Source organism: Candidatus Melainabacteria bacterium (genome assembly GCA_003963305.1).
Lineage (GTDB): Bacteria > Cyanobacteriota > Vampirovibrionia > Obscuribacterales > Obscuribacteraceae > PALSA-1081.
In genome coordinates this window covers 137101-159713 of record RXJR01000011.1, presented here as the reverse complement: position 1 = coordinate 159713, position 22613 = coordinate 137101, and the positions used below count along the sequence as shown (strand labels likewise).

The 22613-nt window shown below is 47.6% G+C and carries 19 protein-coding genes and 1 riboswitch; of the genes, 12 read left to right on the top strand and 7 right to left on the bottom strand.

Annotated elements, in window-relative coordinates; translation table 11 throughout:
- Positions 1 to 269: 269 nt before the first annotated feature.
- From EKK48_14135 to EKK48_14125, 3 genes are all read left to right on the top strand, one after another.
- A complete protein-coding gene (locus EKK48_14135; protein ID RTL41499.1) occupies positions 270 to 992 on the top strand; it encodes a hypothetical protein in 723 nt (240 codons plus the stop codon).
- Positions 993 to 1147: 155 nt separating this feature from the next.
- On the top strand, positions 1148 to 1801 hold the full coding sequence (locus EKK48_14130; GenBank protein ID RTL41498.1) for a hypothetical protein: 654 nt from the start codon (positions 1148 to 1150) through the stop codon (positions 1799 to 1801).
- Positions 1802 to 2143: 342 nt separating this feature from the next.
- A complete protein-coding gene (locus EKK48_14125; protein RTL41497.1) occupies positions 2144 to 2944 on the top strand; it encodes a hypothetical protein in 801 nt (266 codons plus the stop codon).
- Between the two features lie 91 nt (positions 2945 to 3035).
- Here the strand turns inward: EKK48_14125 and EKK48_14120 are convergent, their stop codons facing one another.
- Entirely contained in the window at positions 3036 to 3986 is a 951-nt protein-coding gene (locus EKK48_14120; GenBank protein RTL41496.1) for a hypothetical protein, read from the bottom strand.
- A gap of 172 nt (positions 3987 to 4158) precedes the next feature.
- Positions 4159 to 4263: riboswitch (TPP riboswitch) on the top strand.
- Positions 4264 to 4332: 69 nt separating this feature from the next.
- Between EKK48_14120 and thiC the strand changes: the two genes are divergently transcribed.
- The 6 genes from thiC to EKK48_14090 all read left to right on the top strand — a co-directional run bounded on the left by thiC (position 4333) and on the right by EKK48_14090 (position 10649).
- A complete protein-coding gene (gene thiC / locus EKK48_14115) occupies positions 4333 to 6069 on the top strand; it encodes a phosphomethylpyrimidine synthase ThiC (GenBank protein RTL41551.1) in 1737 nt (578 codons plus the stop codon).
- On the top strand, positions 6069 to 7277 hold the full coding sequence (locus EKK48_14110) for an FAD-dependent oxidoreductase (GenBank protein RTL41495.1): 1209 nt from the start codon (positions 6069 to 6071) through the stop codon (positions 7275 to 7277). Before thiC ends, EKK48_14110 begins: the two co-directional genes overlap by 1 nt.
- Positions 7268 to 7465, top strand: a complete 198-nt coding sequence (gene thiS, locus EKK48_14105; protein ID RTL41494.1) for a sulfur carrier protein ThiS — start codon at positions 7268 to 7270, stop codon at positions 7463 to 7465. Before EKK48_14110 ends, thiS begins: the two co-directional genes overlap by 10 nt.
- A 1-nt stretch (position 7466) precedes the next feature.
- A complete protein-coding gene (locus EKK48_14100) occupies positions 7467 to 8270 on the top strand; it encodes a thiazole synthase (GenBank protein ID RTL41493.1) in 804 nt (267 codons plus the stop codon).
- Complete coding sequence (thiD, locus tag EKK48_14095; protein RTL41492.1) at positions 8267 to 9772, top strand: bifunctional hydroxymethylpyrimidine kinase/phosphomethylpyrimidine kinase; 1506 nt, start codon at positions 8267 to 8269, stop codon at positions 9770 to 9772. Before EKK48_14100 ends, thiD begins: the two co-directional genes overlap by 4 nt.
- 205 nt (positions 9773 to 9977) lie before the next feature.
- Positions 9978 to 10649, top strand: coding sequence for a response regulator transcription factor (locus EKK48_14090; GenBank protein RTL41491.1), 672 nt, complete (start codon positions 9978 to 9980; stop codon positions 10647 to 10649).
- 112 nt (positions 10650 to 10761) lie between these two features.
- Here the strand turns inward: EKK48_14090 and EKK48_14085 are convergent, their stop codons facing one another.
- Entirely contained in the window at positions 10762 to 11091 is a 330-nt protein-coding gene (locus tag EKK48_14085; GenBank protein RTL41490.1) for a hypothetical protein, read from the bottom strand.
- Positions 11092 to 11311: 220 nt separating this feature from the next.
- Between EKK48_14085 and EKK48_14080 the strand changes: the two genes are divergently transcribed.
- Complete coding sequence (locus EKK48_14080) at positions 11312 to 12448, top strand: hypothetical protein (protein ID RTL41489.1); 1137 nt, start codon at positions 11312 to 11314, stop codon at positions 12446 to 12448.
- Between the two features lie 120 nt (positions 12449 to 12568).
- Here EKK48_14080 and EKK48_14075 read toward each other — a convergent pair whose 3' ends face one another.
- The 3 genes from EKK48_14075 to EKK48_14065 form a co-directional block, all read right to left on the bottom strand.
- Positions 12569 to 12859 carry a hypothetical protein gene (locus tag EKK48_14075; protein RTL41488.1) on the bottom strand — a complete coding sequence of 97 codons (291 nt, stop codon included), beginning with the start codon at positions 12857 to 12859 and terminating at the stop codon, positions 12569 to 12571.
- Between the two features lie 75 nt (positions 12860 to 12934).
- Positions 12935 to 13477 (bottom strand): hypothetical protein, encoded by a 543-nt coding sequence (locus tag EKK48_14070; protein RTL41487.1) that lies wholly within the window; start codon positions 13475 to 13477, stop codon positions 12935 to 12937.
- A gap of 3 nt (positions 13478 to 13480) precedes the next feature.
- Entirely contained in the window at positions 13481 to 13693 is a 213-nt protein-coding gene (locus EKK48_14065; protein ID RTL41486.1) for a hypothetical protein, read from the bottom strand.
- Between the two features lie 145 nt (positions 13694 to 13838).
- Here EKK48_14065 and EKK48_14060 point away from each other — a divergent pair, with 145 nt between their 5' ends.
- Positions 13839 to 14828, top strand: a complete 990-nt coding sequence (locus EKK48_14060; protein ID RTL41485.1) for a sel1 repeat family protein — start codon at positions 13839 to 13841, stop codon at positions 14826 to 14828.
- 104 nt (positions 14829 to 14932) lie between these two features.
- Here EKK48_14060 and EKK48_14055 read toward each other — a convergent pair whose 3' ends face one another.
- Positions 14933 to 15679: a HAMP domain-containing histidine kinase gene (locus EKK48_14055; protein ID RTL41484.1), complete on the bottom strand. Its 747-nt coding sequence runs from the start codon at positions 15677 to 15679 to the stop codon at positions 14933 to 14935.
- A 430-nt stretch (positions 15680 to 16109) separates the two neighbouring features.
- Between EKK48_14055 and EKK48_14050 the strand changes: the two genes are divergently transcribed.
- On the top strand, positions 16110 to 20051 hold the full coding sequence (locus tag EKK48_14050) for a hypothetical protein (protein RTL41483.1): 3942 nt from the start codon (positions 16110 to 16112) through the stop codon (positions 20049 to 20051).
- A gap of 90 nt (positions 20052 to 20141) precedes the next feature.
- Here the strand turns inward: EKK48_14050 and EKK48_14045 are convergent, their stop codons facing one another.
- Positions 20142 to 22331 carry a hypothetical protein gene (locus EKK48_14045; GenBank protein ID RTL41482.1) on the bottom strand — a complete coding sequence of 730 codons (2190 nt, stop codon included), beginning with the start codon at positions 22329 to 22331 and terminating at the stop codon, positions 20142 to 20144.
- Positions 22332 to 22613 lie beyond the last annotated feature (282 nt).

The following is a 22613-nucleotide window of genomic DNA, read 5'->3' as shown; positions in this document are numbered from 1 at the left end:
TGCCCAGAAATACTAGTAGTGCAATTGTCGAGAAACAATAGGGCGAGGGCGTGCTGAAACGCCCTATTTCTGTTTTGGGGACTGCGACACTGAATTGAAGTAAGCGCGCACCATATTTAGTACTTGAAGAATGAAAATAATTCCACGACTCATCCACAATCGCTGCGTAATATACGAACATAACAAGTTTGTTCCTCAACCCGAGTAGCTGTGCCAGAGGTGCCTCCGGCTTAGTTGCACATCTGTTTCTATTTAAGGAGAAAATCGCAATGCCAGATGATCCATCAAGAATCGCAAAATTAGAAAATGACGTGAGATCCAATAACATGGATGGTTTGCGCCACGACCTGGCAGCTATCGCAATGTCGGTTCCTCCAGCAGAGTATAGAAGTATCCTTGAAGGGTATAACAAACAGGCACAAACAGATTCTCTGCCGCAACTGCAGATAACATACGATGATCATGATGGCGACACAGTAGCCGGTGGTAATAATGATTTTGTACAATCTGCGAAAATCGATACCGGCACAGGCGATGGAGCCGTCTTTGGACCTGTCGATGTCTTTAACGCTGACAACGTCAACGCGCTCAAAACTTTTAACGATACATTTGCAAAGGCTCATCCCGACTTGATTGACGAGTTGACTACACTAGAGGCGTATGGAATGCAACCGTGCGATCATGAAAAGTTTAGAGAGGCTTTTAACTTTTTCAAAACGCATAATAATGCTGACATAGTCACTCTCATTGATGGATATTTGGATGCAGCAAATCAGTCAGGTGGAATACTTCAAAAGATATGGCGAGAAGATAGATCTGATGGACGTCCATATGTTGTGCATTTTGATGGTAGTTTCCCGGCAAATCAGGAAGGCGTTCTAGGTTTTCCTGAAAACCCTATCGAAAGCGCCACCATGGTAGGTCTAGGAATCACAGGTGATCTTGCTGGTGCGCTGCAGACCAGTGTCGAGCGTCCATTCGAAAGTCCATAGTAGTATTTCCTATCCTCAAAGAAGCGGAGTGCATCTAGTTCTCCGCTTCTTTGTTTGGTGTCACCACCAGTTAAGAGAGACAAAACTGCTTACACGGAGATTACACGAAAATTCTCGTTAATACATTAGTCGTATTGTGAGTGAGAGGGTTTAACATGATTACCACTACTGGCAGTGCCCAATCGATTGCAGTTGAAGCTCAGGGTCCAATTAGCTATGCGGGGGGCTCAGCTTTGATTATTTTGGAATTGAATAAAAGAGCTGCATTTAGACGAAGGCTCATGTTTCGCGATGGTCGCCTCGACTTCTTTGAAGTGAGTCAACTGGTTCGATATTTACAAAGCGTACAGAGCCGCACAGCCGAGCAAGACACGCAGCTCCACATCGTAAGGTGGCTAAAAGCGCAGAGGCAGTCTGGAGCCCTATCGGGCGACATCATGATGAGCCAGATTTGCAAGGATTCAAACTTACCTCGATACTTCGAACCGACCGCTTATCGCAGACTTAATACCGTTGAACTCGGCGAGATGTGGAACGAGGCGAAACAACAATCGAATAACAATATCCACGTGGCTAAAACTGGCGCATCGGAGGATACGAAGACCGTTGAAAAGATAACACTTGCTGAACCTAAGCAGAGTGAAAAATCGACGTCGCAAGACATATCTACAACGGCAATGATTCTACAGCAGCGGAAAGCAGCATTGCTGGACTGCGCTCGCTCTAGTCTTCAAGCAAATGGTAATACCGCTCCAAATGCAGCCCAGGTGTTCGACGAGATGATGCGAATAATGACCAATAGCAAATGAGACAAGAGAAAAAAATGCGCTCCCTGGGAGCGTCTTTTTCTAGTTGCTCCGCTCCTGCTCATTTCGCCGTCTGATCGAGGTCGCACTATCCTGGATGACAAACACAGATAGCTTTGGGGACGGGTATTAGTTTCTTTCGTCACAAAGTAGGTCTTTTGTGGCATAAATTGTTTAGACCGTGTCCGAACAAAGGCAGTTGCCCCCAATATGCGTCCGAAATCGCATCCTCCTCTTTCTTTTGAAGCATTATTACTTGCCCTTGAACTGTTTTCGGCGAGGGGGTTGGATGAGCTTATTTCCCAGTCAAAACAACTAGGCTTACCACTAGGAAGAGCTCTCATTTTGTCTGGCGTCATTAACGAGCATGACCTGGAGCGACTACTTAAACTGCACGCCATATACCAGGGCTGCAAGATACCCGTACAAGTGGTTCTGGACGCATACAAGTTTTCAATCACAGAAGGTTTGACGGTCGAGCAGGCATTGGCAAAAGCCGGAGTGATCGCTCAAGTTGTCAGCTATAGCAGACTCGGGACGATTCTTGTAGATTCGAAGTTAATTACAAAGGCTCAGTTGGATGAATGCCAGAAGCTGGCTTATGAGACTAAATTACCTCTCGGGAAAATGCTCACCATGCACGGTGTCATTTCCGATGACCAGTTGATGCTGGCGCTCGAACTTCAGCGACGGATGCGTGATCGAAGTATAACTAAAGACGAAGCTTTGACAGCGCTGGGAAGCACTAGAAATGCCAGCAACGCCAGGGCGATTTTTAAGGCCGAACGCGGACCTGTTCAACCTGTTGCGTCGACAACTCATTCCGCAGCTTCTACTGGGAGTGCCTCTTCTTCGTCTTCGATTTCTCATAATAGCAGCAGTGTTAGTGCGGTGAACGTATCGGAACTCTTCCTGGTGTCGGGCGTTCTAACCGAGCAAGATGCGCAGAGAGCCCTGGATTTGAGTTTTGACTCCGTCAAATCTCTTGAGGAAATCTTCATCGATTCTGGTCTCGTATCTGAGTCTCTGCTGAACGTTGCGCTCGAACTACAGGAAGCCGTGAACTGTGGCGACCTTTGCTTGGAAGCTGCATCCGAAACACTTGCCTATATTGTGGAATACGATATAGCTTCTGAGACAATCTGACGTTCTGTTTAGTAGTACAGATGGCTATTATAAGATGTCGTCTTTTCGAGAGTGTTTTTGGATGCGTGCGGCGAACGAGTTGCCATCCAGATCAGACTGGTTTTGCATCGTCTAGCGGACCCGGTACCGTAGGTGTAAAGAACGGGGGCGGCACCGACGGTTCCTGTTTGGATGGTGGGAGCCCGAATGGTTGTGGTGTGTATGGCATGGGAGGGGGGAACGCGAATGGTATCATCGGACGTTCAGCATCCGGTGATTGGTCTATGGGAGGAACAAGGAAACTACCAAAATATAGAGAGAATCCGAATTCAGTCAACGGGTTGTCTAGCAGTGGTTTCAAAGTTGGTTGAGCCTGTATTTTGTATGCAAGGTTGTAGTTATACACGCGCTGTTCTGCAGCTGTTAATGTGCTCAAGTCTGCTTGTACCTTTTCTGCGATCGCGCTGAAATCAGCATTGGCAGGTGCTGTTGACTGTGCTGAAATTGTCAGTAGTTGCTCCACTATGTTGTCTACGCTGGAATAAATATCGGAGGCTTTGGTGCTTCCGTGCTTTTTCAAATAGGCACTGTCCAATTCGTCACTAATGATGTTGCCTTGATCAAGTTTTGAGAAGGCCTCGCGAAATTCGCGGTCGCCTGAGTTAGTCAATTGTTGTTTTATACTGACATAGAATTGATCGAAGTCTAAACCCGATTCTGGCAGTGTTGTTAAACCTGCAATTTCGTTAGCGATATCATTTTGCCCTGCCGCACTGCTCGCACCATCTAATTTTGATGCATCCACGATTCTTTGTCTGATGCGTTCAGCAGCAGCTTGTGCAGCGTCTGAAGCTGAATATTGATCGAGCTGTTGCGCCATGTGAAGGTCGGTAATCTCGACGGTACCAAAGAGTGCAAGTACCTGGTCGCTATTGCCACTATAGTGGTGCTTGCTGAGCAAATTCTTGTCATTTGTAAGAACATCGCTGAACATCAGGGGATTTTGTCTTTCAGAAACCGTTTCAGTGTGCCTTGAAATCTCTGCTTCGTACACGTTAATCATGCCTCCGCGACAGCTGCGATACACGATCAACAGTAGCTGCGCGAGTTGGAAATTTTGTGGAATGAATGCGATGCACGAAGATTGAGTTTTGCGGATTTTTTTTCTATGGGAAAAGTTTGTACCATTTCACAATATTACTGACTTGCATTCTCAGAACTGTGTGTTACTCTTTTACGCAAAGCAGGGGTGCCGACGACGGCTGAGAGAACGTACTGATGTTCAACCCTTCGAACCTGACCTGGTTAGAACCAGCGGAGGGAGCTTAGACGTTAGTCGATATGCTCTTCCGCTCATTGAGGAGCAAATCGTGAACACACTGTCGACATTGAAAGAAAAGAAGCTCAGCATGATTGAGCCTTTTCCGGCATCTACAAAGGTATACGTGACCAGTGCTGAACACGACGATGTTCGAGTGCCAATGCGTTCAATAATTCTTTCCGACAAGTCGTTAGATTCGGTCGTTGTGTATGACACGTCAGGTCCATACACAGACCCTGACTATTTAGTTGACATAAACGTTGGTCTGCCTGCGGTGCGGGGCGCGTGGATCGAGCAACGGAATGATTCTTTGCCTTATGAGGGGCATATTGAATCTGCAATTTTTCTCGATTCGATTGGCCCGCAACACGTTGTCAGAAAAGGTCTGACGCGGTCTCCTCGTAAGGCTCAAGCTGGCAAAAACGTAACGCAGATGCATTACGCGAGACGCGGAATCATCACTAAAGAAATGGAATTTATTGCTATTCGAGAGAACCAGCTCAGGCAAGCATCGCACTCGGGCTCTGCATCGAACCTGTCGCATGAGCGCAACAGCAGGCTAAAAGGTGTTCCGTTTCGGGCTGATTTCTCAAGTTCGATTACTCCTGAGTTTGTGCGTCAAGAAGTCGCAGCCGGTAGGGCGATAATTCCTGCGAATATCAATCATCCTGAACTTGAGCCAATGATAATTGGTCGTAATTTTTTGACCAAGATCAATGCCAATATTGGTAATTCTGCCGTCTCTTCGAGTATCGAAGAAGAAGTAGAGAAGTTGTGTTGGTCTATAAAGTGGGGGGCTGACACTGTCATGGATCTCTCCACCGGAAACGATATCCACGTTACGCGGGACTTTATTTTGCGTAATTCTCCTGTTCCGATTGGAACGGTGCCAATCTATCAGGCGCTTGCGAAGGTAGGCGATGTTGCAGAAAATCTGACATGGGATATATTTCGCGAGACCTTAATTGAGCAGGCTGAGCAAGGTGTGGACTATTTCACGATTCACGCGGGCGTTCTTCTGCGACATCTTCAGCTGACTAACGATCGCGTTACTGGGATCGTTTCTCGCGGCGGAGCAATCATGGCTAAATGGTGCTTGACTCATCACCAGGAGAACTTCATTTACACTCATTTCGAGGAGATTTGCGAGATCGCTAAGGCTTATGACATTGCGTTCTCTTTAGGTGACGGTCTGCGCCCCGGTTCTATTGCTGATGCTAATGATGCTGCACAGTTTGCTGAGTTGGAGACTCTGGGCGAACTAACGAAGCTTGCCTGGAAACACGACGTGCAGGTCATGATTGAGGGACCTGGACACGTTCCTATGCATTTGATCAAAGAGAATGTCGACCGTCAAATGGAGGTATGTTCGGAGGCACCATTTTACACTCTCGGTCCTCTGACCACAGATATTGCTCCGGGCTACGACCACATCACAAGTGCTATCGGTGCTGCCATGATTGGCTGGTTCGGCACCGCCATGCTTTGTTACGTCACACCTAAAGAGCACTTGGGCCTTCCTGACCGCGATGATGTGAAGGCGGGTGTCATTGCCTATAAAATTGCTGCACATGCAGCCGATCTGGCGAAAGGACATCCAGCGGCCAGAAGGCGAGATGATGCTCTTTCGTTGGCTCGCTTCGAGTTTCGTTGGTACGACCAGTTTCACTTGTCTTTGGATCCTGAAACGGCTCTTCAGTATCACGATCAGTCATTACCTGCGGAAGCCGCTAAACAAGCTCATTTCTGTTCAATGTGTGGTCCTAAGTTCTGTTCTATGAACTTGACTCAGGAACTGCGGCAAATACCTGTTAGTGAAGGCTGATGACGATTTCAGTTGGTATAGCCGGTGCTGGTTTACTGGGTCGAACTCTTGCCTTTGAACTGATTAAAAGGGGCTGCAGAGTTACACTTTTCGACCGAGATACTGTTGCCGGTCAGCGAAGTTGTGCCTATACAGGTGCAGGCATGCTTGCACCCTATTGCGAACTTCCTGTTAGCAGCGAACTGGTTTTTCGCCTCGGTAAGCATGCAGTCAGGCAGTGGTCCGCTATTGTCGATTCGCTATCCAGTCCCGTGTTTATGCAAGAGTCCGGCACACTTGTCATTGCGCACAGCGGTGACGAAGTTCTGCTAGAGCAGTTTATTTTGAAGTTGAATCGTAAATTGCTTCTCGATGCTCAACAAGAATCGCTGTCACACGATAGCGAGAGCCGCTGTAGTAATGGTGGGTGTGATAGCGAACCTGTAGTGCGCATGACTTCTGACCAGCTGATGGAACTGGAGCCTTCGTTAGGAACCCGATTCGAGAGCGGATATTTTGCTAGAGGCGAAGGCCAGATTGATAATCGAGAACTGCTTGGAGCACTTGAAGAATATTTGCGAGAAAGTGATTGTCGCTGGATGCAAAACGTAGAAGTGCTCTCCACTGAAGGAACTGGTTGTATTACCGTTAAAGAGTCTGCCCTCGCGAATGACTCCCGAGCCTACCATTTTGATTTTGTTGTTGATTGCCGGGGGATGGGTGCTAAATTGCAGTATCGGAATCTACGCGGCGTTAGAGGCGAGATCATAGTCGTCAGCACGCCGGAAGTGTTGCTCTATCGCCCCGTTCGCGTTTTGCATCCACGATATTCTATTTATGTTGTTCCAAGAGCCAATCATCAATTCTTGATTGGTGCTACTTCAATTGAGTGTGAAGATTATTCGGAAATTACAGTTCTATCGACCCTGGAACTGTTGACTGCTGCGTTCAGTCTGAACCCCTCTTTCGCGAATGCGCGCATCCTGGAGACGCGTGTCAATTGTCGACCAGCCTTGCCTGCCAATTCACCGTCTATTCGTGTTACGGGTCGGCTTCTTGAGGTTAACGGTTTGTATCGACACGGATTCTTAATCACTCCCTCTATAGTCTCTTCAGTTATTGGATTTTTTGAGGGACGCTCATGCGATTCCGGTTTAGAAGAACTGTTCGATACACGAAGCGTAATAGCACCCTCTCAAATTGACCAACTGGAGTACTTGTGCAACTGACGATTAATGGGCAGCAGGCTGACGTCCCTGCAAAAACACTGGATGAACTGTTACTGCTTCTCGGGCACACTGACAGATGGTTTGCAGTAGCCCTGGATGGAATGCATATTCCCAGAGATGTCTGGAGTCATACCGAACTGCGTGAGTTCCAGGCTGTAGAAATACTTTCGCCGATGCAAGGAGGCTGATATGTGGACCGTAGCTGGACAATCTCTTAAAAGTCGTATGTTTATAGGCTCGGCCTTGTATGAATCGCCGGCTGTTATGCAGGAGGCATTGATCGCCTCTGGTGCTGATGTTGTCACTGTCTCTTTGCGTAGGCAGGGCTCTGATGCGAAAACTGCAAATGGATTTTGGCAATTTTTGCGTGAATTGAATTTGAGAATATTGCCAAACACAGCCGGTTGTCGTACAGAGCAGGAAGCTGTCACGACTGCGAATCTAGCGCGAGAAATATTCGGAACAAACTGGATTAAGTTGGAAGTTATCGGTGATGATTACGCATTGCATCCGGATCCTTTTCAGCTTTTGAGCACGGCAAAAACTCTCATAGCGCAAGGATTTGAGATATTTCCATATTGCACTGCAGATCTCGTTGTTGCGCAGCGTCTAGTGGATGCAGGCTGCAATATTTTGATGCCTCTTGCAGCACCGATTGGCACCGGGTTGGGGATCACTGATTTGCGTTCACTTGAAACCCTAAGGGAAAGGCTCCCGAAAGTTACCTTAATAGTTGATGCGGGTTTAGGCAAACCTTCTCATGCAGCTCAGGTTATGGAACTGGGTTACGATGGGATTTTGTTAAATTCAGCTGTTGCGCTAGCTGATGATGCAGTCAAAATGGCCAGGGCTTTTAAAACAGCTGTAGTGTCTGGAAGACTTGGTTTTGAAGCTGGGCTGATGAAACCGAGGAAATCTGCTTCTGCGAGTACGCCTGTGATCGGCACACCATTCTGGCAGCAGTCACAAACCGTTTCGGTGGTTGAATCATGAGTTCAGTTCCCATTGCCTGGACAATCGCAGGTTCAGATAGTTGTGCTGGAGCCGGCATTCAAGCCGATATCAAAACAATGCAGAGCTTTTCTGTCTATTGTGCTTCTGTAGTGACTTCAGTCACCGCACAGAACACGCAAAAGGTTATGGAGGTTTCGCATCTATCCGCCGCTCTTGTCGGCGCACAGCTTAATGCTCTGCAGTCCGATATGATACCGTCTGCAGTGAAAATTGGAATGGTAGGATCTGCCGAAGTTGCGGAGAAGCTTGTGCAACTTTTGGGAGGCGCAAATTACCCGATCATTTATGATCCGGTAATGGTTGCCACTAGTGGCGATGTGCTTTTGGACGATGATGCATTAGACATTGTGTTAAACAGACTGGTACCTCTCGCCGATCTTGTCACGCCAAATTGGGCTGAAGCTCATGTTCTAGCCGGATTGTCCCACAGCGTGCCTTGCGATCTTGAAGGTGAGGAGCTTGATCAATATATTGAGTCGTTGGCGCGCGCAATTTTGTCTCGAGGGGCTCGGTCCGTTTTAGTAAAAGGCGGCCATCTGACAGGTGAATATGTGCAGGATTTTTGGACAGATGGTAGAGCAAAGGCCTGGCTCTCCAGTCCGCGTCAGGTCGTAAAGAATACCCATGGTACGGGCTGCACCTTATCCTCGGCACTCGCGGCCTCGCTAGCCAATGGACTGGATATCTTAGATGCGGTCGTAATGGCAAAAGCTTATGTCAACCAAGCCCTCCGCCTTGCGCCTGCAATTGGATGCGGGAAAGGTCCATTGGCTCATCTGGACCTTATGTTTCGGGAGCAGGATCTTCCCTGGCTGACTCTATCGGCAGGTGAAGGACGTAAACGTCCCGATTTTGCGCGTGATTCTTCGCTGGGATTTTATCCGATTGTTCCGGATTCAGCCTGGGTCGAAAAAGTGGCAGCTGCCGGTGCTAAAACAGTGCAGTTGCGCATCAAAAATCAATCCGAATCATTCGTTGAGCAAGAAATTGCTCGTGCAATTGAGATTGCTCGACGCTATTGCTGCAATTTGTACATAAATGATTTTTGGCAGTTGGCTCTAAAGTATCAAGCTTATGGTGTGCATCTGGGCCAAGAGGATCTGGAAGACGCCGATGTAAACGCTATCGCTGCTTCGGGTCTGAAACTTGGTGTCAGTACTCATTGCTATCAGGAAGTGGCAAGAGCGTTATCGGTGCGACCTTCATATATTGCAATCGGTCCCGTATTTCCTACAACCACAAAGGAAATGAAATTTGCGCCGCAGGGCTTAAGTGGATTATCAAAGTGGGCAACAATGTTGAATTATCCACTCGTCGCTATCGGTGGTATTACACTAGGTGTCGCTGCGTCCGCGTTAGATTCTGGTGCAAACGGAATTGCTGTTGTTCGTGACATTTTGGATAATGCGGATCCTTCTTTGAGAGTCGTCCAGTGGATGCAATCTTTTAGCAATTGGCATCAAAACCGCAAAGTGAGCTAGCGAGTCTGCGAGTTAAATTTTGAGCCGTACTGTTGTCGCAGAGCCTCTTTGAATCCTTTCCGTATCGAACTGCTGAACTTCGAAAAGTTCTCCTGACAAAGTCGAGTGATAAGCCTGGCGCGCCGATTGGAATTAGCGGTCGCAAAAACTGTGCTATCTGAGATAATGAGAAAGTGCACAGCTAGCTAATATCCAATTTGTTCCTATGACAAAAATTCTGATAGTCGAAGACGACGCCGATCTTGGAGCCACTCTTGGACGATGGATGAAGTTGGAAAATTATGTCTTCGATCTTAAAGATAACGGGCAGGATGCTCTTCAAGATCTTCGCTTCAACAACTACGATGCGATTGTTTTAGATCTGCGATTGCCCGACATAAGCGGTCTGGAAGTACTGAGGACTTTTCGAAGTCGTGGCGGAAAAACGCCTGTGTTGATTCTCACCGGCAAAAATATGATCGATGAGAAAACAGCCGGTCTCGATGCGGGTGCAGATGACTACTTAACGAAGCCATTTGATGGACGAGAGCTGATGGCGAGACTTCGCGCATTGTTGCGGCGCCCGGCAGGCTTTGCTGGCGATGTACTGGTCGCGGGTGATATTGAGTTGGATCGAAAAAGCCATGTCGTGAAATGTGGCGGCAATGAAATTTCCCTCTTGCCTAAGGAATTTGATCTGCTCGAATTTTTTATGCGGCATCCAAATCAAGTTTTCAACACGGAATCCCTGTTGGAGCGAGTGTGGCCCTCGACTTCAGAAACATCGCCTGAAGTCGTTCGAACTCATATGAATAGACTTCGAAAAAAGCTTACTGCTCAAGGTCAGAGAGAATGGTTCGAGACTGTTCATGGAGTTGGTTACAAGCTCAAAGTTTGAACCACAAATTTTGAACCACTCTCTCTCTCGAAAGGTTTCTGCGGCTGTTTGTTTTCCGGTGCACTCAGTTAACACTGTATACAGTGCATTATGAACGTACTGACGATGGGTGTCACGAGACCATCGATGCAATTACGCTCGTACAAAAGATGATCGCTGCCGTCCAGACAAGTCCTGCTTTGAGTGACAGATTTCGACCAAAGATGAAGAACGTAGGAGCCGATACAAAACAGATGCTGAGTCCGATGTATGAAAGCACTATACGGGTGTGCTCGTTCATGGCGTGCGCTAATCCAAACAATTTAACAGCCTCAATTGCGATTGCTGCGGTCAGGCATGACATTAGAATGACTGCTGTACCTGCTTTTATCGAAGCTGTTTCGTCAGGCGTAGTAAGGTTTGTTTTGGCTGTAATCGTTGTTGCATCTGCATATGTTTGCATTTTGAATTCCCCTGTCGAACGAAGAAGTAATGAGGGAATGCTAAATCCATGGTGTGGAAATTCTATGTAATGAGATTCGCCTTGCGGCGCATCAATTTCTCATGAGTGACCGGATAACCAAATTTATTTGCAGCCGGGTGTGGTGAATACGAAATTGGTTCCACAACATTTATCGATTCTTGCAAGTAGTATTTCTGCACTGTCATTTGGAGGTTCAACCATGCCTGATTCGGTGTTAGATAAGATTGAAAGGGATGAACGAGATGGGAATTATGTAGCCGCTTTTCAGGAAGCTAGATCTTACATCTACGGCAATCCGCTTGACCCTATTCAGTCTAATGGTTGGAAAGAGCGTGCGACACAACTGGTTAATGAGCTTAATAAGGCACATTCCCAGTCAGGACCTGATTCCTTAATTCTGCCTCCTTTCGAAATCAGTCCAGACGGAACCGCAATCCAACCTGATTTCCCCGAACTCAAGATTACTGAGTCGAATGGTTCGACGGACGTGATACTGCCATCCGGTTGGGCTTATAACGTCAGTGCTGACAGACAAATTTTGCAGGTGCGCGATCCCGAAACTACCCAGACTAATTCCTATAGCTTTGACCCAGTTAGCGGAACATATATCGGTTCAGATCCCAAATATGCCTTTCGATTGGTTGAGAATCCAACTGGTGCGGCAGAGCAATCACTAATGGTTCTCGACAGACGCAACTTGAATCTTTCCCAAAATGATCACTCGACTACTACCGTGACTTATGCCAGCAATGGTGACGTTACAACAACGACTGATTACGATGGCTACGAGAAAACAGATACCATGAAAGCTAATGGTTTGCGAATCAGTCTAACTGAGAGCAATGGAAAGCCCTTACAGTATGTGATCACTTATCCAGACCAGAGCACGATATCCGTCACTTACGATTTTACGGGTTCTGTTGATAACGGACCTTATTCTGCCGTTACCACATACTCAGTGATAGACAGCAATGCTCAACGCCGCATCTACTATCAGGAAAGCGGCGATGAGAAATTGGTTTCTGCGCATGATGCTTTGGGAATGCCTTTGTTTGAAACGTTGCCGGCTAAATTCATTTTGTCTGATTCCTCCGGCAGCTACGTGATCGACAACCAGACATTAGCCGCCACTCTGACGCCTGCAGATCGAAATCTCAACACTACGACTTTTTTGCTTGCCGGTCGACAGCCTGTGCTTGACTCCGCGTCGTCTTCGGGTGTACCGGCAACGCTTGCGGGAACAACTAGTCCCTTAGCTCAAACTGCGCAACCGACAGCTACGCCAGTTAACCCAATGCATGCATTTATGGAACCTGTTCCTACCACGAGCGGTTAGTTCAGGAGGTTCAGTCTTCGATACCAAGATTGCACAAAAAGAACTCACCATATTTGGTGAGTTCTTTCCCTTCAGCAATAGCATTCTTATCTGTTACGAGCGATCTCAGGCGTTGTGTTTCTACGCACTTATTGTCGCTATCGGTGTCGTTATAACAACGGTTTCTATTCTTCGCATTCGGTGTGAGTCGATTGTATTTAGAGGATGATCTTCCGCTGACAGTCCGTCAATCGTTAATCGGCCAAAGGTGTTGTCGACATACTTTTGTAGTTCTGCCATATGCTGATCAAACCAACTCTGAAATGCTCGCCACTCGGTCAGCGTGATGGCGTTATTTGCGTCCAACAAAACTACTTCGTTCTTTTGGGTATTGTCGGAAGGAATTTTTGTTTTGAAATTCTCGAGATTCATTCTTGAGTTCCTCTTCTAGCCGACTCTGGCTGAATACTATGTGCTGTTTGTGGAAAGTACCTGGATTTTCAGGCATCATCTCGCTGCTCCGTAGAAATATGAACGTGTGTACCCTCTTGGTTCAATCGCAAATGGGCGATAGTTTTCAAATTCCCTGCCTTTGCGGGGTAGCGATATCGTAGTTTCCGTGCAATTCTCGTCTGGTGCGTAGAATGTTGGTACGACGCTCCCTTCATGGAATGATGGTGCCCGTGACATGGCAAAAATGTCGTAGAAATTTTTGTAGTTGCCGCCAGGTGTAAAGAGGGAGCGGTAGTGTCCACGCTGACTGATGCCGGCACTGAATTTGTGGTTGTATTCCTGCCAGGGGTGACGTTTGGCATAGGCGCTTTCGTAAAAGTCTGGAACGGAATAACACTCATCGTTGTGGACTGAATATGTTCCTCTGGTCATGCACATAGGTGCGGGCGAAAAGTCCTCGTTCGCAATGCTGTCCGCTCTGAGCGCTCCAACGTTTAGAATCTGCTCTAAATCGGCTTTATTTGCCGATTGTCCGGGAGACAGATTTTTGCTCTGATCGACCGGCACCACCGCTGTTACCATCGTTTGTACTGTCATCTTTTAAACTCCGAAATCAAGTATCGGCTCCGCTCCAACCAGAATCATCATTTCTATCCTGTGTTTGTAGCTAGAGCGATCTCTGATAATGTATTTGGTGCCTTCGTACCACTCTCTTATTGAAAGTTCGGGTGCGCCTGAAGCGGTTCTTTGAATACCGCCGCCAGACTCTTCTTGCTGCATTTCAAAATCATTCAATTGATTGGCTGTCTTCAATTTCAGTGACTCCTTGTATGGCTCTTGCCATGTTAGGAATCGCAGGTTGAAATTGTATTGAGGGAATCGATAATTTTTGTGGAATCACCAGATGTGGTGTTCACAAAAAATCCTCGTTCTTTCGAGCTTTTTTTCACGCGACTGAATGCAATATCGCTATGTAAATGGAGAGCATGAGTTGATGATGAGAACTTTAGCAATCACGGCTTGCCCAGTTCCAGAACTTCGAGCTGGAGCCGATTTTCTTTTGTCTGTAATGTACCAGACTGGGTATCTGGTACCGAGAAACATCCATAGAGCCTGGGGACTTTGTAGACGAGCAGCGACAAAGGGATATATCCAGGCTCAGATGACACTTAAAACCATAGTTGAACGTTCGGATAGCTCTAATCCATTCTTTCAGTCATCGCTTGATTGGTTTGTGCATGCCGATAACTGCGTAGTTCCGGAAGGCTGGCATCAGGCGGCTGTTCGGTTGACAATGGAAGCGACCGAGAACAACCACGACCAAATTATTCTGCTCTACAAGCGGGCATCAAGGTGCGGCTATTTGCCGTCTATAAATAACCTGGGCTTGCATTTGGCTCAACAGGGGCGGTATAAGGAAGCATACAGACACCTGGAACGTGCTGCTTCTGGTGGTTATCGGCTTGCTCAGTTTAATTTGCTGCTCATGCATTTTGATGGAACAGCACCAGATTGTAATGTCATTGCCAGTTTTAAGCTGCTGGAACAGCTTGCATTTGCAAAATTTGCTCCCGCGCAATACAAGCTCGCTGAGCTGTATTTGACAGGTTGTTTTGTGCGCAAGAATGATCGCCTGGCGTACAAGTATTTTTCTCTTGCCGCCGAACAGGGGTATATGGCAGCGCGTCTGGCTCTGGTGCAGATGCAACTGGATACTGACGGTCTGTTTTACGATGAGTCTCGAGCATTTGGTGATTGTGTGAAATTGGCCATGAAAGCAGATGCAGATGCGGAAGCCCAGTTTCTCATGGCTCAGCTTTTCTTCTTTGGACGCGGAACCAGGCGCGACTTCGATGCGGCACTCTTCTGGTGTACGGTGGCGGCTAATAATGGTCTGGAGGCTGCGCGTACGTGGTTGATCCGTAATTATGAGTCGGCTAGAAATTGAGTGTGTGCGGATTGATCCTGCGCTGAGTTCTGAAGCTAATTCGCTATTTCCTATCCGCTCTGATTCGAATTTATTGATTCTGAACTAACTGAATGAATAGTGCATCACGCAGGGGGGATTCGATTGAGGCGAATCCAGAATGTTGCTCCGCTTTCACCCATATTGTTATAGGCACCGATTTGCGCGTTGTGGTCATCGGCAATCTGCTTTGAAATTGCCAGCCCTAGTCCACTTCCCTGGTCATTCTTATAGGTCCCTTGATGATAGCGATTGAAGATTCTATCTTGATCGCCGTCGCAAAGTCCGACCCCTTGATCTGATACCAGTATTGTTACGTATTGGACTTCGTCCCGGGTATGAACCCTGATTGTGCTACCCGGAGGTGAGAATTTGATTGCGTTAGATAGCAGGTTTACGAGTACTTGAAGAAGTCGTTTTGCATCACCATAGACCAAAGCTTGTGATTGCGGCAATTGAATATCGATGTTAGCTGCTCGAGCTTCGCCAGCCAGCATTTCCGCTGCCGTAGTTGTTAGTTTGCCCACCGCAAGTGCCTCAAGTTTGAGTGCTATTCTCTGCACGCTGAGAAGTTCTTCCACTAAACCGATCAATCTGATGGTGCTCCGCTCGACCACATCCAGTACTTCTTGAGCATCTTTTGGAATAGGACCGGCAGCCCCGATTTTTAATAGAGTGAGTGAGTTGCGAATGGATGAAAGTGGTGTCTTTAGTTCGTGGCTCGCATCTACCAGTGTGTCTCTGAGCGAGGGCGACAGATTTGGAACGCGGAAATCAATCGGATTTTGTGGAACAGAAAAATCCTGGTAAGTCGGGCTGGAATGGACTTCCATAAAACAATCCTCTTCTTTGGACCGTCTAATATTCGGATATTACCGTGTAAATTTGGTGGAACTTTTCTCAAAGTTCATTGCCGTATTTATTGTGAGTAGATTTTCTGACTTCGGATCGGTGTGATCACGAAGTTGAATTTTAGTGAAGCGCTAGCGTAGCTGGTATTCGCTGTTTTGCTGGGGTAACTCTCATGTGTGGTGCTAGCGCTACTCTGATAAGTTCTTCCCTACAGCAAATGTATAGTACAACCCGGACAATAATCCATTGATGTAGTGCAAGCTATTTGCTTACTCCGCTGATGCTAAGTTGCGCTAGTACGTAATGTGAATTCTATGGCGTACGCACACCAGTGCGTATTCGCAAAAAACTCTTTATTCTGCAGATGGCGAAATTGGACGCAACATTTGGGATTCAAACACGGCTAGCTTTATGAAATTATCGCGTTGTACTGTTATCTTCGTTTTTTCGGGAATACTGGCGTCAACGTTTCTCGTTTTCAGTTCGAGCAGTGCGGTTGCACAGCAGGACAGTAGTTCGACTACCACAACGTTGGTCCAGGAGGGAGTTGAGCAGAATCAACCTATTCCTTCTCTCGAACAGACTTATACCTATGATAGAGTTCAATCTGGCGGTACAGGCGTAGACCCAACCGCGAACGCCGATGATCCCTATGATACAAATCCAGACTTTGTCGATGAATATGACAGTCGATTCGACGACAAAGATTTCAATGTATCGCAGTTTTTGCAAGATCCAGGGATGTATTTTTCCAGATGGGTCAAATTACTGCTCCGAGACGTCGTTCGCCCCCTGGCACGAAAGCTAAGCGCGCTTCTTTTGCTCTTTGTTTTAAATCCAAACATAGCCGCTGATGGGTTGCGTGACGCTAAGACCGATGTTCAAAAATTATTCAATCAAACTGCCGATGTCATGTTTTACATTGCCATCGATCTGTCTTTGCTGTTTTTTGTTCTGGCAATTTGGAGACATTGGTCTGATGGGGCATGGCGTGGACGTTCAGGCGGCTGGATGTCGGCAATCGGACGATTGATATTTACTATTGCCGTAATTCTTCTCTGGAAAACTATGTATACGCTCGAGCTTGATTTGACAAATGAGATGATCAAAGCTGTCTGGTTTAACGATCCTGCGCAGCGCAATCTTTTGGTCGACACGATTGAGAAGGTGTTCGTTGCGATAATGTCAGGTACTGCTGGACTGGCACTGGCTTCGTTTGCGCCATTTATGGGCGCGCTTGGAGGGTCTATCGTTGGCGGACCTGCCGGCATGGTTATTGGTGGTGCCGGCGGTTCCATTGCCGCTTTAGTAGGCTGGCTTTTGTTTATCGTTTTCGGTGTCGTAATCATCACCGAAATCGTTTATTTCCTGGTCTTGAAAGCTATTCAAGAAGCGCTTCTGGCTGCTCAATTTCTCTTTGGCTATATCTTCCTGGTCTGCTTCGCCTCACCAGATACCGAGCACATGGCGACAGGTTTCGTGCGGTCTTTTATAGAGGTAAGTCTTTGGTCCTTTGTTTGGTTGGTTTTACTCAAGGTGCTTTGCATTGTATTGAATGCATCGGACCAGGCCAGTGGTGCGCAAATCTTGCTGATCATTGGCGTATTGCAAATAATGATACAGGTGCCGAGTTTTATGGGACGTGCGCAGATCAGCCCTGTGTCAGAGTTTCTGACAGCAGGTGCCGCTACCGGTCTTGTAAGTAAGGGACTGACGGGCGTAACCGAATCGATCAAGAAAGCTGCTACAGACATTTCAGATTATCAGTTGAATGCAAAATATGCTTCTGTTGGCACGCCTGAAACTACTGCGACGACATTGAAGTTACCCAGTACTGCACGTGCTCCTGAAGCCTACGCGCAGCAGTTGGAGGCACCCAGGCAAAAGGCGGGCAGGTTGGAGAACGGCGACACCAATATCAATTCAACTTATTCCTCGGCTGCAAGTGCTTCTGGTGCTGGTGGGAACGCGGTAAGGAATTCATCAACTGTGAATACGAGTCAATCAGTTAATCGACCAGTCCCACCATCGAAAGCTCCGGAGAAGAAATTGGAAGGATTGACAGGTCATGAAAAAACTGAGACGCAATTACCGTCCGTTGCTCCTGAAGCTATAGACAAACCATTAGATCAAGGTTCGGGGCAAACTTCCACCCAAGCTTTGGAGCAGACCTTAGAGCAAACTTCGACCCAGTCTCTGGACCAAACCTCAGGGCAAACTCCAATGCCATTTGCCGATCTAGACACAAATGACTCTGAGAGCTCCAGAGCTACTTCTACACCAGCTGAAGTTGAATCAAGTGCTGATACTGAGAATCTCAGAAGAGTGCATCCTGCGGCAACGAAAGGTCTAGCTCGTGTGCTGGCACACTTCTACACCAACGCACGCATGAGACCTTGGGTGCAAGATTTGAACGATGGAACAAATATGGCTAACTACGGAACTGGTAGCGAGTCAACAATCCATATGGGCGAGCGGGGCGCTCGTATGGTCCAATATGCTCAAGGTGCAAGCGAAGAAGAGATGGGATTTACCATCGCCACTGCTGCTATGGCAACTGACCTGGCAAACAATCCTCGTGGACGGGATGCGGCTCGTCGCTCTGTTCTTGCTCGACACCTGGATCAGCCTCGCACGCTCGGAGAGCACGCGGCAGCCGCTGCCCTATACACAGCGAAGGGACAGTTCTTCAATCAATCTAAGCTGGGTCAGAGCCGCGGACATTTGGGAATGTTAGATGAATTGGCGGCCGGTTCAGCGCACTACCTTACGCTCGGTGATGCTGGTCACGAAAATGATGTTAGCAAGCAACTGACTGATACATTCAACCCCTACGATAACAATCGTCAAGCCGGCATGCTTGCTCAGATGACTGATGAAGATTCGACGGAAAGCGGACTGAATCGCTCCAATGCTTCAGCCACTCGCACTAACATCAGTCACGGTTTCCAGATTAACGACTTGATGAGAGCGATTTACGCGAGCAATCTGGTGGCTGGAACCCGTATAGGACAGCGTGATAAAGCTATTGGTATGTACAACTACATCGAAGCAATGGTCAACAAGTCTGGCTCTCAGATGGGTAACCATGAAGCTCAACCTTTAGTCAATGCGATTACGCCGGAGGAAGCCGATGCTTGCAGGGTGATTTCTAAATTTGAAGGACCAGAGGCGTGTCGTAACCCGGCGCTCGTCCGTGCAGTTGCCGACATGGCTGGAGCTGGTTCGAGCCGCACTTCTCATGAAACTGCTTTTGCTGCGCTACGCACTCATGTCAGGCAGAATTCAGGCGAGGTCTCGTCTCTTGCCGATGCATCACCGACGGTGATTAATCTTGCCGCGCAGACTGTTCAACAACTGCGCCGTGCCGGCTTCGATGACAGTCAAATTGCAAATCCTGAGGTTGCTGAAGTTGTTGCTGGTTTCCAGGCTAATGCGGTAGGCCATCCCTCACCGCAAGTGGTGCAGGCTGTACTGGGAGGCGCTTCCGCTTCGAGTGAAAATCTGATCACGCCTTCGCATCTGGCCGATCAGGTCTTGAGAAACATCGGAGCGCCTTCAAATAGTCAGAACAGACAACTTGTTGTTCAGATGATAAATGATGGTTATGAGGCCAAAGGCATCTCTTATGATGACTTCAAAGTGGCAGGAGCACTGATGGACCATGGTGGTGGAAATGTATCGCCGCAGATGATCCAAATGGCTCAGGCTAACGGATATACTCATGGAAGAAAGTTATCCAGGCATACTGTTGCACAGGGGATTGCCACACGATTGAGTGCACCGGGCGACACCATAGCCGAGGAACAAATTGAGGCCGCGCATCTGCTCCTCAATAATCATATTCCGCCGGAGACGATTGATGGCAACATGTTAAAAGCGGCGGTGCTTCTGCGAGCAAATGGTGCTTCTTCCGGTGTGTTAAACGCTGCGAATATGGAGATTGCTCAGAGGTTGGTTGCACACAACGCTCCTCCGACGGCATTTAACGTGGACAATTTAAACGCTGCCAAATGGGTTTCTCCGAGCAATCAAAATGTGGAGTCAATTAATGCGGCCCGATACATGTTGGATGCTCAATTCGTCAGTGACGAGCATCCGATCATTACTGACCAGGCTCTATTCATAGGTAAAGGACTTGTTGAAAACAAAATCAATCCAACACCAGAAATTGTCGCGGCAGTCATGAAAAATTCGGAATATCAGGCTCATCCTTATCAGTACGGCGTCACACCGCCCACTGAACGTGCTCACATTCCTCAGCAAATAATTGCTCAGTACGCCGCGACGAATCAGCTGCCTGTGCCTCCAGCGCCGCAGTCGCCGCCTTTCAATTCGCTGAGTGGAAACTAAATTTGCTGACCGAGTCACATGCATTCAAGGGCCGGGATGCAACTGGCGTCTCTAGCCTCCAGACCACCAGACCTGAACTAAATCGATTTCTTATGAGTTGAATTGTTCAACGCCTTGTGCGGAGAATCTTTCGATTTCTCCTGTCTTTTTGTTAGTTACTGTGATCGTGGACAGGTCAGCGGATACTACAACGTTAAAGTCACTCGAGGCTGGCGGCGGGATGGCGATGGTCAGTGATTTTCCATTAGCCGACAGCATAGGAGTAATGAGCATGTTTGAAAGTTCAGAGTCATCTACTGTGACTGAGATCGGGACGCCATCTCTCAATCGTATTTTGCTTCGGCCGAGAGAAATCTCTGCAGTGACTGAGTTTGCCTGACTTGTGTCTTGCGCCTCGGGCAGAGCATCCCTATGTTGCGGAGCAAGACCGCCGCCAGGAAAGATATCCTGGTTTCCATTCTCATCGGTTATCGTGATTGAGGAATAATCGGAACCATCTTCAATACCTTCAACAGTCACTGGTTTTCCATCTCTCGTCCATAGTGTTGGAGATGATTCATTATATGTAACTGGATGAGTGTTCACTCCCGGAGTTGTTCCTAACTTGTGAAAATCAATTGATACCGGATACGGCACTGCTGTATCTTGCGAGAATTGGATGACTGATCCATCTCTTCTTTCAACTTGAAAAATTTTTCCCCCAAAATTGAAAGTTTCCAGTACACCATTTACCTGCATTTTGTATCTTCCGGTCTGGGGGGCAAAGGTAATTGCCACGAGGGGCGCGTCTGGATTATCTGAGGCAAAGCAAACGGTAGGTTGCCGAGGTTCGGAGTGCACCTCGTAATATGGTTGACTGACCAGTCCCAGGAACTTTCCGCGCGCCAGAGGATGCGACTGGTCCGTTGATTGGCTGTAATGGCCCCACATCCCATCGCTCGTTTGTTGAACTGTGGTGCGGTCAGGAAGAATTACTATGCTATCGGGTGAGACGGCAACAAAGCCATTTTCATTAAGGTTTGAGACACTTCCTTTTAAGTTGCTGATGTGAACATTGTTGGCGAATGATCTTTCGTAATCAGCATCTTCATTATCTCCATTGGGGAAAAATGTGACGTGCATTCCGCCTGGATTTGTGTCGTAGGCACCACGATCGATGCCACCTGGATCAGGTCCTAACGTCACGTCCAAATATCCATTCATTGGTGTAATGGACGGAATGTCGTGTTCGGTCACGGGCTTCCAGACACCATCAGGTCCGAGCACTCTCCACTGACCGGGACCTGTTTGTTGATAAGCAGGTTTTCCGGGAAGTTGAACATACTGTTGACCGGCAGTGCCGTCGATCTGTATAACTTGATTGGGATCTTGGCCCTTTCTTGAGAACGCGACTAACCTGCCGCTTGCGTCGAAAGTTGCCTCTGTCCTGGTGCCATCAGACGACTGAGTGTTAATCGGAACCACGTATGTATCTACCTGGCCTGAGTTTGTGCTCTGCCGCTGGGGGCTGCTTGAGTCTTCGTGTACGGTTCTGAAGTAACTGGATTGCCAGGATACATCTTCTGTTGGATAGTTCTGGTTTGTATCGAAGTTGACGTACGACCACTGATTTGATGAAGGGTCTTGCAGCACCATGGCGCCGTTTGGATAATCTATTTGTGTTGGAACCAAAGTCTGTGTCAGGTCAGGATTGAACAGATCTTCCTTCGAGCTGATAGTAGCGCTCGTGTTTCCTCTGAGGTGGACGATCATGCCGTTTGTGAATTGGGCTGCGACGATGTTATTTGCTGCATCTCGCCAGATTCCGGTACCGTCCGATAGTAATTCCTGAGACAGGGCGGTGCTATCTCCAGCAACCAGCTTGTGTGAGAGTTCATCAATTCTCAGCAGGGACAAATTGAAAGATGTGTCGCCGGCGATGAATGTGTCATTGCTATTTAACACGCCTGCTTGCTGCAGTATGTACTGGTCGTTCAATAGCAGCTTTGCAAATTCAGCATAGGGCGAACCGCTTTCTGCCATAGCCACTAGTTCATCGTGAGTTTCAGTAGCGGAGAGCCCGCCTTCTTTCGATTCGTGAATATCTTCGACTATCAAGTCAGGAAGGATAGAGCGCAGTGCGGTTGACATCGTGTGACTTAGCTCCGGATTTTGACCGATTTCCGGGTTTTCCGTCAGGTAGGCAACGTAATCTGCAAGAACGTCTTGCATGGGCTTGTTGTTGCGCACTTCCTGAATCAGGTAATTCGCCTCATTTATCACATCCGTTCTGTCGGGCATTGATTGCACTCCATATGGTGTCACCTGCTTTGGCTACGACTCGATGTGCAGGTATATGGCAGCAAATTATCAGCGTTTTGTGGATTTTATCTGTAATTTGCACTTGAAGCTGCGATTGCAGTGTGGATATCGCGAAGTTTGATGGTGGAATTCTACAAATATTATTCAATCGATCTCTATTTTGATTTGAGCTACTGATGCCGCAAACTTTCATGTAAGTGCGGCATCATGAGAACTTGCTGACTTTCACGCTTCAGCCTGCTCCTCTGATTCCATAGCTTT